The organism is Kineococcus arenarius subsp. arenarius (assembly GCF_050871845.1).
Taxonomy (GTDB): Bacteria; Actinomycetota; Actinomycetes; order Actinomycetales; family Kineococcaceae; genus Kineococcus.
In genome coordinates, this window is sequence record NZ_JBJLSE010000004.1 from 40,549 (window position 1) to 54,315 (window position 13,767).

Annotated in this window: 14 protein-coding genes; 12 read left to right on the plus strand and 2 right to left on the minus strand. The window is 77.3% G+C overall.

All coding sequences use genetic code 11. The features are described from left to right. Positions 1 to 41: 41 nt before the first annotated feature. From ACRYM0_RS02325 to rimI, 8 genes are all read left to right on the plus strand, one after another. Positions 42 to 395: a holo-ACP synthase gene (locus ACRYM0_RS02325; protein WP_432501718.1), complete on the plus strand. Its 354-nt coding sequence runs from the start codon at positions 42 to 44 to the stop codon at positions 393 to 395. 88 nt (positions 396 to 483) lie between these two features. Next, positions 484 to 1,965 carry an NAD(P)H-hydrate epimerase gene (locus tag ACRYM0_RS02330; RefSeq protein WP_432501721.1) on the plus strand — a complete coding sequence of 494 codons (1,482 nt, stop codon included), beginning with the start codon at positions 484 to 486 and terminating at the stop codon, positions 1,963 to 1,965. Between the two features lie 62 nt (positions 1,966 to 2,027). Further along, entirely contained in the window at positions 2,028 to 3,272 is a 1,245-nt protein-coding gene (gene alr / locus ACRYM0_RS02335) for an alanine racemase (protein ID WP_432501723.1), read from the plus strand. Then, positions 3,269 to 4,306, plus strand: a complete 1,038-nt coding sequence (locus ACRYM0_RS02340) for an alpha/beta fold hydrolase (RefSeq protein WP_432501726.1) — start codon at positions 3,269 to 3,271, stop codon at positions 4,304 to 4,306. The genes alr and ACRYM0_RS02340 overlap by 4 nt, the downstream gene beginning before the upstream one ends. Then, positions 4,303 to 4,830 carry a tRNA (adenosine(37)-N6)-threonylcarbamoyltransferase complex ATPase subunit type 1 TsaE gene (tsaE, locus tag ACRYM0_RS02345; RefSeq protein WP_432501729.1) on the plus strand — a complete coding sequence of 176 codons (528 nt, stop codon included), beginning with the start codon at positions 4,303 to 4,305 and terminating at the stop codon, positions 4,828 to 4,830. Before ACRYM0_RS02340 ends, tsaE begins: the two co-directional genes overlap by 4 nt. 10 nt (positions 4,831 to 4,840) lie before the next feature. Continuing rightward, positions 4,841 to 5,518: a tRNA (adenosine(37)-N6)-threonylcarbamoyltransferase complex dimerization subunit type 1 TsaB gene (gene tsaB, locus ACRYM0_RS02350; RefSeq protein WP_432501731.1), complete on the plus strand. Its 678-nt coding sequence runs from the start codon at positions 4,841 to 4,843 to the stop codon at positions 5,516 to 5,518. A gap of 153 nt (positions 5,519 to 5,671) precedes the next feature. After that, positions 5,672 to 7,168, plus strand: coding sequence for a GntP family permease (locus ACRYM0_RS02355; RefSeq protein WP_432501733.1), 1,497 nt, complete (start codon positions 5,672 to 5,674; stop codon positions 7,166 to 7,168). Continuing rightward, positions 7,165 to 7,626: a ribosomal protein S18-alanine N-acetyltransferase gene (gene rimI, locus ACRYM0_RS02360; protein ID WP_432501734.1), complete on the plus strand. Its 462-nt coding sequence runs from the start codon at positions 7,165 to 7,167 to the stop codon at positions 7,624 to 7,626. The genes ACRYM0_RS02355 and rimI overlap by 4 nt, the downstream gene beginning before the upstream one ends. Positions 7,627 to 7,630: 4 nt before the next feature. Here rimI and ACRYM0_RS02365 read toward each other — a convergent pair whose 3' ends face one another. Then, positions 7,631 to 8,812, minus strand: coding sequence for a THUMP-like domain-containing protein (locus ACRYM0_RS02365; protein WP_432501736.1), 1,182 nt, complete (start codon positions 8,810 to 8,812; stop codon positions 7,631 to 7,633). A gap of 237 nt (positions 8,813 to 9,049) precedes the next feature. Between ACRYM0_RS02365 and groES the strand changes: the two genes are divergently transcribed. Both groES and groL read left to right on the plus strand, forming a co-directional pair. Next, entirely contained in the window at positions 9,050 to 9,346 is a 297-nt protein-coding gene (groES, locus tag ACRYM0_RS02370; protein WP_166615173.1) for a co-chaperone GroES, read from the plus strand. 93 nt (positions 9,347 to 9,439) lie between these two features. Further along, the gene (gene groL / locus ACRYM0_RS02375; RefSeq protein WP_432501739.1) at positions 9,440 to 11,056 is read left to right on the plus strand and encodes a chaperonin GroEL; all 1,617 of its coding nucleotides are present in this window, start codon (positions 9,440 to 9,442) and stop codon (positions 11,054 to 11,056) included. 200 nt (positions 11,057 to 11,256) lie between these two features. Here the strand turns inward: groL and ACRYM0_RS02380 are convergent, their stop codons facing one another. After that, entirely contained in the window at positions 11,257 to 11,559 is a 303-nt protein-coding gene (locus ACRYM0_RS02380) for a WhiB family transcriptional regulator (protein ID WP_432501741.1), read from the minus strand. A gap of 392 nt (positions 11,560 to 11,951) precedes the next feature. Between ACRYM0_RS02380 and ACRYM0_RS02385 the strand changes: the two genes are divergently transcribed. Beyond that, positions 11,952 to 13,001, plus strand: coding sequence for a MerR family transcriptional regulator (locus tag ACRYM0_RS02385; protein ID WP_432501803.1), 1,050 nt, complete (start codon positions 11,952 to 11,954; stop codon positions 12,999 to 13,001). Between the two features lie 151 nt (positions 13,002 to 13,152). Further along, positions 13,153 to 13,764: a response regulator transcription factor gene (locus tag ACRYM0_RS02390; protein WP_432493995.1), complete on the plus strand. Its 612-nt coding sequence runs from the start codon at positions 13,153 to 13,155 to the stop codon at positions 13,762 to 13,764. The last annotated feature ends 3 nt before the right edge of the window (positions 13,765 to 13,767 follow it).

Below are 13,767 nucleotides of genomic sequence, written 5' to 3' on the forward strand. Positions count from 1 at the left end.
CCCCGCGTGGGACCGTGGCCGCCTCGCGGAGGGGGTGGGGCGTGATCGTCGGAGTGGGCATCGACGTCGTCGACATCGCGCGGTTCGTGCGCCAGGTCCAGCGGACGCCGCGGCTGCTGGACCGGTTGTTCGGCGACGGGGAGCGCGGCCTGCCCGCCGAGTCCCTCGCCGCGCGCTTCGCCGCCAAGGAGGCCGTCGCCAAGTCGCTCGGCGCCCCCGTCGGGCTGGTGTGGCGCGACGTCGTCGTCGAGCGCGAGGACGGCCACCGCCCCGAGATCGTCGTGCGCGGCAGCGCCGAGCGCATCGCCCGCGAGGCCGGGGTGGCGCGCTTCCACCTGTCCCTGTCGCACGACGCCGGCATCGCCACCGCCATGGTCGTCGCCGAGGGCGTCTGACGCTCGCCCGAGCGCGGTCGAGGCCCCGCTGGGCCGTCCGGGGAGCCGTCGGCGAGCGCCCGGCGCCCGGCGGTGCCAGGGTCGGGACGTGATCGAAGCGCACGCCACCGCCGACGTCCGCGCCGCTGAACGCACCGTGATGGCCACCGTGCCCGAGGGCACCCTCATGCAGCGCGCCGCCACCGCCCTGGACGCCGAGTGCGCCGCCGTGCTGCGCGCCGCCACCGGCCGCGTCACCGGCCGGCGCGTCGTCGTCCTCGCCGGCGCCGGCGACAACGGCGGCGACGCCCTGTTCGCCGCCGCCCGCCTCGCCGGGCGCGGCGCCGGCGTCCTCGTCCTCACCACCGCCGACGCCGCCCACCCCGCGGGCCTGGCCGCCGCGCTGGCCGCCGGTGCGCGCGTGCGCCCCTTCGGCGACGACGGCCCCGCCGCCTGCCGCGCCGCGGACCTCCTGCTCGACGGCGTCGCCGGCATCGGCGGGCGCGGCGGGCTGCGCGCCCCCCTGGACGAGCTGCCCGCGGCGCTGGCCGGTGCCGGCGACGACGGGCCCGTCGTCGTGGCCGTCGACGTGCCCAGCGGGCTGGACGCCGACCGCGGCGCCGTGGAGGGCGACGTCCTCGACGCGGACGTCACCGTCACCTTCGGCACCGCGAAGCCGGCGCACCTGCTGGCCCCCGCCGCCGCCCGCTGCGGGCGCGTCGTCGTCGCCGACATCGGGGTGCGCGAGCAGCTGCCGGCCCCCGCGGTGCGCCGCGTCGAGCCCGCCGACGTCGCCGCCCGCTGGCGCCGCCCCGGTCCCGGTGACGACAAGTACTCCCGCGGTGTCGTCGGCGTCGTCGCCGGCGGCCCCGACTACACCGGCGCCGCCCTGCTGGCCGTGGACGCCGCCGTGCGCGCGGGGGCCGGCATGGTGCGCTACCTGGGCCCGGAGCACCCCGCGGAGCTGGTGCGCCACCACCGTCCCGAGGCCGTCGTCGGGCCCGGGCGCGTGCAGGCGTGGGTGCTGGGCCCCGGCGTCTCCCCGGACGACGCCGAGCAGCAGGCCCGCGTGCGCGAGGCCCTGGCCTCCGGCGAGCCCGCCGTCGTCGACGCCGGCGCCCTCGCCGGGCTGCCCGAGGGGCTGGGCCCGCAGCACGTCCTGACCCCGCACGCCGGGGAGCTGTCCCGCCTGCTCGGCGTGCTCGGCGAGGACGCGCCGCGCGCCGCCGTGGAGGCCGACCCGCTGCCGCACGCGCGCCGCGCCGCCGCCGCCACCGGCGCCACCGTGCTGCTCAAGGGTGCCGTCACCACCGTCGCCGGCCCGGACGGGCGTGTGCTCACCGCCGCCGCGGCCCCCGCGTGGTTGGCCACCGCGGGGGCGGGGGACGTGCTCGCCGGGGTGCTCGGCGCCGCCCTGGCCTCGCGGGCCGACGACCTCGCGCGGGACCCGGCGCTGGCCGCGGAGGTCGCCGCCGACGCCGCCGTGCTGCACGGCTGGGCCGCCGAGCTGGCCAGCGCGGGCGGGCCGCTGAGCGCCCTGGACGTCGCCGAGGCGGTGCCGGCGGCGCTGACGTCGCTGCCCGGCTGGTAGGCGGGCGCGGTGGCCGCCGTGGTGGGGGAGGGAGGGCCCGGCCCGCCGGGTACCGTCGGAGCGTGGGCTCACCCGTGGACGAGGCCGTGGACCCGGCCGCCGCACCCGCTCGCCGCACCCCGCCCGAGCCGTCGCCGGGCCTGCCGGCCGAGGCCGTCGTCGACCTGGACGCGATCGCCGGCAACGCCGCCGTCCTGCGCGGGCGGCTGGGGTCGGCGCAGCTCATGGCCGTGGTCAAGGCCGACGGGTACGGGCACGGCGCCGTCCCCGCGGCCCGGGCGGCGCTCGCCGGCGGTGCGACCTGGCTGGGCGTGGCGCACGTGCACGAGGCCCTGGCGCTGCGGCGGGCGGGTGTCACCGCCCCCGTGCTGGCGTGGCTGCTCACCCCCGGCCTGGACCTGACCGCGGCGGTGGCGGCGGACGTGGACCTGTCGGTGGCCGCGCCGTGGGCGCTGGCGGAGGTCGTGGCCGCCGCGCGCGCCACCGGGCGCACCGCCGGCGTGCACCTGGAGCTGGACACCGGCATGTCCCGCGGGGGCGCCTCCCCGGCGCAGTGGGCGGACCTGCTGGACGCGGTCGCCGCGCACGTGGCGGAGGGCTCGGTCCGGGTGCGCGGCACCTGGGCGCACTTCGCCTCCGCCGACGCCCCCGGGGACGCCTCCGTGGACGCGCAGCTGGACGCCTTCACCGGCGCCGTCGCCGTCGCCCGCACCCGCGGGATCGACCCCGGCCTGCTGCACCACGCGAACTCCCCGGCGGCGCTGTTCGACCCGCGCGCCCGCTTCGACCTGGCCCGGTGCGGCATCGCCCTGTACGGGGTCAGCCCCGCCCCGCACGTGGCGTCCTCCGCGCGGCTGGGGCTGGTGCCGGCGATGACGCTGACGGCGCGGCTGGCGCACGTGCGCCCGGTGCCGGCCGGTGCGGGCGTCTCCTACGGCATGACCCACCGCACCCCCCGGGCCACCACGCTGGGCCTGGTGCCCGTGGGGTACGGCGACGGGCTGCCGCGGCACGCCTCCTCGCACCCCGGCGGCGGCGGGTCGGTGCTGGTGGCCGGGCGGCGCAGGCCGGTGCTGGGGAGGGTGTGCATGGACCAGGTGGTCGTCGACCTCGGCGGCGAGACGCCGGCGCCGGGGGAGCCGGTGGTGCTCTTCGGGGCGGGGGAGGCCGCGGGCCGGCCGGCGGAGCCGACGGCGCAGGACTGGGCCGAGGCCGCCGGCACCATCGCGTACGAGGTCGTCACGCGCATCGGCCCGCGGGTGCCGCGTCGCTGGACGGGGCGCGCGGGCACCGGGGACGCGGCGTGAGGGTCGCCGGGGCGCTGCGCCCGCGCCGGGGGGCGGCGCCCGTGCGCGAGGAGCTGCAGCCGCTGGTGGGGGAACCGGTGGAGGTGGTCACCGACGACGGCGCCCGCCTGCACGTGGAGGTCGACCCCGCCGACGCGGCCGCGCCGGGGGCGCCGACCGTCGTGCTGCTGCACGGCTACGGGCTGTCGGCCGACGCCTGGCACTTCCAGCGCCTGGCGCTGCGCGGCCGCCACCGCCTCGTGCTGCCCGAGCACCGCGGCCACGGCCGCTCCACCCGGGGCCCGGCCGGGCCGGTGGCGGTGGCGCGGCTGGCCGACGACCTGGGGCAGGTCCTGGACGTGGTCGCGCCCACCGGCCCACTGGCGCTCGTGGGCCACTCCCTCGGCGGCATGACGATCATGGAGCTGGCGGTGCGCCGGCCGGACCTGCTCGAGCGCACCCGCGCGGTCGGCCTGATCGCCACCAGCTCCGGCGGGCTGGCCGCCTTCGACCACGGCCTGCCGCTGCTGGGCCGGCACCTGGTGCGCTGGGCCGAGCAGGCGCTGCAGCGCACGGCGGAGCGCGCCGACGTCCTCGAGCGCAGCCGCCGGCGGGCCGCGGACGTGGAGCAGCGCCTGGTGTCGCACTGGTCGTTCGCCTCCCCGGTGTCCCCGGAGGTGGAGCGGCTGGCCGCGCGCATGATGGCCGCCACCTCGGTGGGCACCATCGCCGACCTGCTGCCGGCCTTCGGGACCCTCGACGAGAGCGAGGCGCTGACGGCGCTGGCCGGGCGGGCGGTGCTGGTGATCGCCGCCGAGCGGGACCTCATGACGCCCGCGGCGCACGGGCACACCATCGCCGACGCGGTCCCCGGTGCCGAGCACGTGCTGGTGCGGCAGGCGGGGCACCTGGTGATGCTCGAGCACCCCGCGGTGGTCACCGCCCGGCTGGAGCGGCTGCTGGCGCGCGCCGCCGGGGACGGCCGCCCCGGCGCGGGCCACGAGGTGGTCCTGCCGGTCGCCGCCCGCACGCGCGCCCGGCGGGGGCGGCGGTGAGCGCGTCGCTGGAACTGGAACTGGCCACCGAGCAGGCCACCGGGGAGTTCGGCCGGCGCCTGGGGGCGCTGCTGCGCGCCGGGGACCTGGTGGTCCTGTCCGGGGACGTGGGGGCGGGCAAGACGACGATGACGCGCGGGCTGGCCGAGGGGCTGGGCGTGCGCGGGCCGGTGACGTCCCCCACGTTCGTCATCGCGCGGGTGCACCCCTCGCTGGTCGGCGGCCCGCCGCTGGTGCACGTGGACGCCTACCGGGTCGGTTCGCTGGCCGAGGTCGACGACCTGGACCTGGACGCCGACGCCGACGAGGCCGTCACCGTCGTTGAGTGGGGAGCCGGGCTGGTGGAGGACCTCGCCGGGCAGCGGCTGGAGGTGCACCTGGAGCGACCGCACGGCGCGGCGCCGGCGGGGGGCTCCGGTGAGGTGCCGGTGGAGCCGCGCACCGCGCGCGTGCTCGCGATCGGCGAGCGCTGGGCGGGCGTGGACCTGGCCGGTGCCCTGGGGGCCCCGGCCGGCACGTCCTAAGCTGCCCGGCGTGCTGCTGCTCGCCCTGGACACCGCCACCGACGGGGTCGCCGTGGCGCTGCACGACGGCACCCGCGTGCTGGACGCCCGCCGCGCCGGCGACGCCCGCCACCACAACGAGGTCCTCGTCCCCACGATCGCCGAGGCGCTGGACGCCGCCGGTCGCGAGCGCGGCGAGGTCACCGACGTCGCGGTGGGCGTGGGGCCGGGCCCGTTCACGGGGTTGCGGGTGGGGCTGGTCACCGCCCGCACCCTGGCGCTGGCGTGGGGCGCGGCGTTGCACGGGGTGTGCTCGCTGGACGCGCTGGCCGCGCAGGCCCTCGCGCAGGGCGCGGTGCCCGCGGAGGGGGAGTTCCTCGTCGCGACCGACGCCCGCCGGCGCGAGGTGCACACGGCCCGCTACCGCGGCGGGGGCGGCCGCCCGGTGCGCCTGGCCGGCCCGGACGTGGTGGCGCCCTCGGCGGTGCAGCGCGACGGGCTGACCGTGGTGGGGCGCGGTGCCGCCCTGTACCCCGACGCGCTCGGACCGGCCGGCCCGCTGGCGGACGTCGACGCGGGGTTCCTCGCCCAGGTGGCCGTCGACGCGCTCGCCGGGCGCGGCGGGCCGGGGCTGCTGCCGGCCGAGCCGCTGTACCTGCGGCGGCCGGACGCCACCGAACCGGGGGCCCGCAAGCGCGTCACCGCGTGAGCGGGTGCCCGGCCCGGCCGACGCGCCGGTGATCCACAGCGGTTGACACCGCCCGGAGGAGTGGGAGGGTGTGATCGCCGCCGCGACCCGTCGGCGGCCCGCCCGACCCGGCACCGCCCCAAGGACAGCGCCGTCCCCGTTCCCGGAGGCCCCATGGACGCCGTCGAACCCGCCTACGGCACCGGCACGCTGCTGCTCATCGCAGCAGGTGCCGTGGCCGTGCTCCTGCTGCTCATCATCAAGTTCAAGCTGCACGCCTTCCCCGCCCTCGTGCTCGTCAGCGTGCTGACGGCCGTGGCGACCGGGATCGCCCCCGGCGACATCATGGACACCCTGAGCACCGGTTTCGGCGGCACGCTCGCCAGCGTCGCGCTGCTCGTCGGGTTCGGCGTCATCATCGGCCGGCTGCTGGAGGTGACCGGGGGCGCGAAGGTGCTCGCCGACACCCTGATCGCCCGCTTCGGGGAGAAGCGCGCCCCGCTGGCCCTGGGTGTCGCCTCGCTGATCTTCGGCTTCCCGATCTTCTTCGACGCCGGGTTCGTCGTCTTCCTGCCGATCATCTTCTCCGTGGCGCGGCGCTTCGGCGGGTCGGTGCTGCGCTACGCGCTGCCCGCGGCCGGCGCCTTCGCGATCATGCACGCGTTCGTCCCGCCGCACCCCGGGCCGGTCGCCGCGGCCGAGCTGCTGGGGCTGGGCACGAACATCGGCCTGCTCATCATCGTCGGCTTCGTGCTGGCCGTGCCCACGTGGTTCGTCTCCTGCTACCTGTTCGGGGTGTGGGCCGGCACCCGCACGGACGTGCCGCTGCCGGCGGAGTGGGCCGGTCGCGCCGCGAAGGCCGGCGGGGACCACGGCACCAACCGCGAGTCGTCCACCGGTGCGGGCAGCGGCAGCGCGGCGGGGGCGGTCGGCGACGCCCGCGCCGGTGAGCCCGACGCCGGCGGGGACGAGGGCCTGCCGGGCCCGCCGCCGTCGTTCGGCACCGTCCTGCTCCTGCTGCTGCTCCCGCTGGTGCTGATCTTCCTGAACACCGGCTTGAACACGCTGGCCACGGCGGGCAGCGTCGACGGCGACGCCGGCTGGGTGCAGGCGCTGCGCCTGATCGGGCAGACGCCCATCGCGCTGCTCATCGCGGTGCTCGCCGCGATGGTCGTCCTGGGGCGCGGGCGCTTCGACAAGGGCGCAGTGGAGGACCTCGCCAACGGCGCGCTCGGCCCGGTCTGCGCGATCATCCTCATCACCGGCGCCGGCGGCATGTTCGGCTACGTGCTGCGCACCAGCGGCATCGGCGGCGCGCTGGCCGACACCCTGGAGGCCGCCGGCCTGCCGATCATCCTGGCCGCGTTCATCATCTCCCTGGGCCTGCGCGTGGCGCAGGGCTCGGCCACGGTGGCGCTGACGACGACGGCCGGGCTCATCGCCCCGGCCGTGCAGGGCGCGGGCCTGTCGTCGCTCGACCTGTGCTTCGTCGTCATCGCCGTCGCCGCCGGCGCGACGGCCCTGAGCCACGTCAACGACTCCGGCTTCTGGCTGGTGGGGCGCTTCCTCGGCATGGACGTGCCCACGACGCTGCGCACCTGGACCGTGATGGAGACGCTCATCGGCGTCGTCGGCTTCCTGCTGGCGTGGCTGGGGTACGTGCTCCTGTGACGACCGTGCTCGCGCCGGGTGTGGTGCCGGCACCGATGCGCTGGTGGCACGTGGCGGACGTGCAGCGCCTGGAGGCCGACCTGTTCGGGCCCACCGCCTGGTCGGTGGAGACGTTCTGGGGCGAGCTGGCGGCCCCGGGTCGCACCTACCTCGTCGCGCTGGAGGGCGAGGAGGTGGTCGGCTACGCCGGGCTCGTGGTCTCCGGCGCCGACGCCGACGTGCAGACCATCGGCGTGGCGCGCAGCGCGCAGGGCCGGGGCCTGGGCCGGGCGCTGCTGCGCGAGCTGCTGGTGGCGGCGCGCGCCGGCGGCGCCACGCACGTGCTGCTGGAGGTGCGGGCCGACAACGAGCCCGCGCAGGCGCTGTACCGCAGCGAGGGGTTCGAGCAGATCGCCCGCCGGGCGCGCTACTACCAGCCCGGCGGGGTCGACGCCCTGGTGATGCGCACGCGGGTGTGAACCCTCAGCCCGCCGGTTCCACGACGAGCACCGACTGCCTGCCGGCCACCCGCGTCAGCACCACGGTGGCCGGCGTCGAGCCCTTCAGGGCGAGCTGGCGGCGCAGCACGTCCGGGTCCACCGCGGTGCCGCGCTTCTTCACCGTCAGCGGGCCGACGTCGCGCTCGCGCAGGTAGCGCCGCAGCGGCTTGAGCCCGAAGGGCAGCACGTCGAGCACCGCGTAGGACCGGGCGAACGGCGTGCTCGCCGGGGCGTCGGTGGTGACGTAGGCGATGGTCTCGTCCACCAGGCGCCCGCCGAGCAGCCGCGCGACCGCGCCGACCAGGCCGGCGCGCACGACGGCGCCGTCGGGCTCGTGCAGGTGGGCGCCGACGGCGCCGACGGCGGGGACGGGGTTGTCGCCGTCGTCCAGCTCGAAGCGCTCGCCGGCGCGCAGCACGAGGGCGCTGCGCGCCACGCCCGGCCGCGCCAGCGGCCCGCACCACAGCGCCGCCTCCACCACGTCGCCGTCCACGGACGTCCACCGCGCCTCCGCGCCGGCGGGCACCAGCTCGTGCGGCAGGCCGGGGGCGAGCTTGGCGCCGGTGGCCGGCACCCGCGCGGCGGTGGCCAGCACGAACGACAGCGGCGGTGAGGTGGCCTCGGGGTCGAACAGCCGCCGCCCGCCGGCGGTGCGCCGGGCCGGGTCGAACCAGGCCCCGTCGCCGGGCCCGAGCTCGTCGACGACGCCGGCCGTGACATCGGCGCAGCGGACCTGCGCGCGCCCGGCGAGGTTGGCCGCGGCCACCGCGGCGGTGCCGGGGTCGGCGTCCACGGCGAGCACGTCCAGGCCCGCGTCGGCCAGGGCGAGGGCGTCGGCGCCGATGCCGCAGCCGAGGTCGGCCACCCGCCGCACCCCGGCGCCGGCGAAGCGGCGGGCGTGCTCGGCGGCCACGACGGCGCGGGTGGCCTGCTCCACCCCGGCGGCGGTGAGCAGCAGGCCGTGCGCGCGCGGGCCGAGCTTGGCGGCGGCGCGCTCGCGCAGCCGCGCCTGCGTCATGGCCAGGGCCACCAGGGCGCTCTCGTGGCCCTCGCGGCGCAGCCGCTGCCCCAGCACCAGGGGGTCGGCCGGGCCTGCGGCGGCGATCAGGTCCAGCAGGGCGCGCCCGGCGGGGGAGGTCAGCGCGGCGACGTCGGCGGGGTCCACCCGCCCGACTGTGCCAGCACCCCACCCGCGCGGTCGCGCGAGCGGGGGCGCTCCCTGGCACTCGGGCAGTGGGAGTGCTAACTTCTGTCGCAGCGTCGGTGGCACTCCCCCGAAGGGAGTGCCAGCACGCGAGACGGTGCCGCCCGGCACCCGCGACGACGGGCGGGCACCACCCTCGCAGCCGACCCACCAGTACGCCAGATCCGTACCGAGTACGCAGAAGGGGAGGGCCGCTCAGTGTCGGTCTCCATCACTCCGCTCGAGGACCGCATCGTCGTCAAGCCGCTCGACGCGGAGCAGACGACCGCTTCCGGTCTGGTCATCCCGGACACCGCCAAGGAGAAGCCCCAGGAGGGCGAGGTCCTGGCCGTGGGTCCGGGTCGCGTCGACGACAACGGCAACCGCGTCCCCGTCGACGTCTCCGTCGGCGACAAGGTCATCTACTCCAAGTACGGCGGCACCGAGGTGAAGTACGGCGGCGACGAGCTGCTGATCCTCTCGGCGCGCGACGTCCTCGCCAAGGTCGCCAAGTAAGCAGCAGCAGGACCTGACGCCCCGGGCGCCCGGCGACACCGGGCGGCCGGGGCGTCCGCCGTTGCCGCCAAGAGATCTGGAAGGAACACGCACATGGCCAAGCAGCTCTCGTTCAACGAGGACGCCCGCCGCTCCCTGGAGCGCGGCGTGGACGCCCTCGCCAACGCCGTCAAGGTGACCCTGGGGCCCCGTGGCCGCAACGTCGTCATCGACAAGAAGTGGGGTGCGCCGACGATCACGAACGACGGCGTCACCATCGCCCGCGAGGTCGAGCTCGAGGACCCGTACGAGAACCTCGGCGCGCAGCTCGCCAAGGAGGTCGCCACCAAGACCAACGACGTCGCCGGTGACGGCACCACCACCGCGACCGTGCTGGCGCAGGCGATGGTCCACGAGGGCCTGCGCAACGTGGCGGCCGGTGCGGCGCCGTCCGCCCTCAAGCGCGGCATCGACGCGGCCGTCGAGGCCGTGAGCGACGAGCTGCTCAAGCTCGCCCGCGACGTCGACGGCAAGGGCGACATCGCCCACGTCGCCACGATCTCCGCGCAGGACCCAGCCGTCGGCGACCTGCTCGCCGACGCCTTCGACAAGGTCGGCAAGGACGGCGTCATCACGGTCGAGGAGTCCTCCACGACCGCGCTGGAGCTGGACTTCACCGAGGGCATGCAGTTCGACAAGGGCTACATCTCGCCCTACTTCGTGACCGACGCCGAGCGCCAGGAGGCGGTGCTGGAGGACGCGTACGTCCTCGTGCACCAGGGCAAGATCTCCACGGTCACCGAGCTGCTGCCGCTGCTGGAGAAGGTCCTGAAGACCTCCAAGCCGCTGCTGATCATCGCCGAGGACGTCGACGGCGAGGCGCTGTCCACCCTCGTGGTCAACAAGATCCGCGGCACCTTCAACGCCGTCGCGGTGAAGGCCCCCGGCTTCGGCGACCGCCGCAAGGCCATCCTGGGCGACATCGCCACCCTCACCGGCGGCCAGGTCGTCGCCGAGGAGGTCGGCCTCAAGCTCGACCAGGTCGACCTGGACGTGCTGGGCACCGCCCGCCGCATCGTCGTCACCAAGGACGACACCACGATCGTCGAGGGCGCCGGCGCGTCCGAGGACGTCGCGGGCCGCGTGGCGCAGATCAAGGCCGAGATCGAGCGCACCGACTCCGACTGGGACCGCGAGAAGCTCCAGGAGCGCCTCGCGAAGCTGGCCGGCGGCGTGGTCGTCGTCAAGGTCGGCGCGCACACCGAGGTGGAGCTCAAGGAGAAGAAGCACCGCATCGAGGACGCCGTCTCCGCGACGCGCGCCGCGATCGAGGAGGGCATCGTCGCCGGCGGCGGCAGCGCCCTGACCCACGCGGTGCGGGTCCTCGAGGGCGGCCTGGGCAAGGAGGGCGACGAGGCCACCGGCGTGAAGCTGGTGCACCGCGCCGCCACCGAGCCGCTGCGCTGGATCGCCGAGAACGCCGGTCACGAGGGCTACGTCGTGGTCGAGAAGGTGCGCGACCTCGAGCCCGGCAACGGCCTGAACGCCGCCACCGGCGAGTACGTGGACCTGCTGGCCGCGGGCGTCATCGACCCGGTCAAGGTGACCCGCTCGGCGCTGGTCAACGCCGCGTCGATCGCCTCGATGGTCCTGACCACCGACACCCTCGTGGTGGACAAGAAGGAGGAGGAGCCGGCGGCCGCCGGCCACGGTCACGGCCACGGCCACTGACCCCTCCGCACGACGAGAGGCCCGGTCCCCCAGGGGGGCCGGGCCTCTTCGCGTCCCCGCCGGTGCTGCGGGGAGCGCTCGCTCGTCGTGCTCGTGCTGCTCGTCCTGCTGCGCTGCTCGTCGTGGCGCGCCGCGCACCGCACCACACCGTGCGCGGGTGCGCCGTTCGACGCCGGCGGGCCCCCGCCCGCCGGCCGGGGTCAGCTGGCGATGCGCAGGGTGCGGCGGCGCTCGGTGGCGTAGATGGCCTCGCGGTCGTCCTCGGTCAGGCCGCCCCACACGCCGTAGGGCTCGCGCACCTTCAGGGCGTGCTTGCGGCACTCCTCGATGACGGGGCACCCGGCGCACACGGCCTGCGCGGCGGCGTCGCGGTTGCGGCGGGCCGGGCCGCGCTCGCCCTCGGGGTGGAAGAACAGGTCCGGGTCGGCGTCGCGGCAGGAGCCGATGAGCTGCCACTCCCAGATGTCGGCGACGGGTCCGGGGAGGCGGGAGATCTCGGCCATGGTGCGCTCCTAGGGGAGGGTGCTGGGGGCCACCGCGGGGCGGTGGATCTTGCTGACGAGGTAGGACGCTACAACCGCGTCAGAAGTTGTTCAAGGCCCTGGCGAAGAGTTGTTCAGAGGTAGTGCAAGTGACCTGCGACACATCGACCCGCCCCGGGGGGCCGGTGGGCGACCGCACCGTGCACAACCGGTGAACATCCCTGTGAACAACTTCCGGGACGGCGACCGCTCGTGGTCTGACCTGCGGTGAACAACGTTGAACAACTTCTCCGCCCCGGGCGTGGGTCGCCGCGCCGCGTCCCGCCGGGTGAGTGGCGGCACCGGCGCCCTCGCGGGAGGATCCGGGGGTGTCCTCGTCGCCCCAGGGGTCCACCGCACCGCCGGCCCCGCGCATGACCCTCACCGTCGCCGCCGTCGCGCGCCGGCTCGGGGTCGCCCCCGCGACGCTGCGCACCTGGGACCGCCGCTACGGGCTGGGGCCCTCCGAGCACACCGCCGGGGCCCACCGCCGCTACTCCTCCACCGACCTGGCCCGCCTGGTGGTCATGCGCCGCCTCACCCTCGAGGGCGTGGCGCCCGCCGAGGCCGCCGCCATCGCCGCGACCACCGCCGTCGCCGACGGCGGCTTCGCCCTCGCCAGCGTCTCCACCATCCCCGCCGCCGTCATCGAGGCCGCCGTCACCGACGCCGCCGCCATCGCCGGGGCCGAGGACGCGGCCGGCAGCACCGCTGCGGACCCCCTCGCCGGCCTGCCCGCGGCGCGCGAGGGCTCCCCCGGGACCGTCCGGGGACGAGCGGGCGCGCCGGGCCCCGCGAGCGGCGCGGACCCCGCCGGCGAGGAGGACGCCCTCGACGACGACCCCGACGACGAGGGCGCCGACGACGGGGCCACCGGGGTCCCGCGCAGCCCGGGGGAGCTGCAGGACTGGGCCGTGCAGAGCCTGGCGGACCGCTTCGCCGAGGAGGTCCGCAACCGCGGTGCCGCGTCCGCCTGGGACGCCGTCCTCGGCCCAGCGCTCGCCACCGACGACGCCGCGCTGCACGAGGCCGTGGCCAGGGCCCTGGCCGTGCTGCCCACGCGCGCCGGCGAGCGCGCCGTCGTGCTCGCCGGCGCCGACCCGGCCCCGCGCGGGCCCCTGCTGCTGGCCGCGGCCGCCGCGCTGGCCGAGGCGGGGGCGGGTGCCCGCTCCGTCGGCGACGGCGTGCCGGTGCGGGTGCTCGCCGCGGCGGTGCGGCGCACGCGCCCCCCCGCGGTCCTCCTGCACGCCCAGCGGGCGCGCGGACCCGCCGACGTCGCCGCGCTCGACGCGCTGCTGGCCGTGCGGCCGGCGCCGCTGGTGGTGCTCAGCGGGCCGGGCTGGCCGGAGTCGGTGCAGGGCTGCGAGCGCGCCACGTCGCTGGCCGACGCGGTGCGCCGGTGCGTGCGCGCCGTGCGCGCCTGACGTCCGCGCCGGCGCCGCGGTCCGGGTCCCGCGCACCGCGGGGCTCAGGTGCGCGCGGCCGCGTGCCGATGCCTTCCCCGAGGCTCGCTCGGTGCGGGTCCCACGGGTCCACGGAAGGACCCGTTCCACCCGTACAGGGAAGAGGCAAGTGGTGGCTACGGTCCTGGTCTGCGATGACCTCCCGCTGGCCCGGGAGGCGATGCGGCGCATGGTCGCCGCGGTCCCGGGTGTGACTCGCGTCGTGGGTGCCGCCTCCGGTGAGGAGGCGCTGACGCGCTGGCCCGTCGAACGGCCCTCGCTCGTCATCATGGACGTGCGCATGCCCGGCATCGGGGGCGTGGAGGCGGCCCGCCGCCTGCTCGCCCGCCACCCGGAGGCGAACGTCCTGATGGCCACGATGGCCGAGGACGGCGACGGCGTCGCCCGGGCCGTGGCCTCCGGCGCTCGCGGCTACGTCGTCAAGGACGTCTCCCGCGAGGAGCTGGCCACCGCGGTGCTCCAGGCGCTGCAGGACGTCTCGCGCCGCCGTGGCGGTGGCCGCACCCGCACGGTGCTGTCCGGCCGTGCGCCGGTGCTGACCGAGCGCGAGGGCCAGGTCCTGGTCGGCATGAGCCGCGGCCGCAGCAACGCCGAGATCGGCCGGGAGCTGTTCCTGTCGGAGGACACCGTCAAGACGCACGCCCGCCGGCTGTTCCGCAAGCTCGAGGCGGCGGACCGCGCGCAGGCGGTGGCTGTGGGATTCCGCTGGGGTCTCGTACGGTAGGCG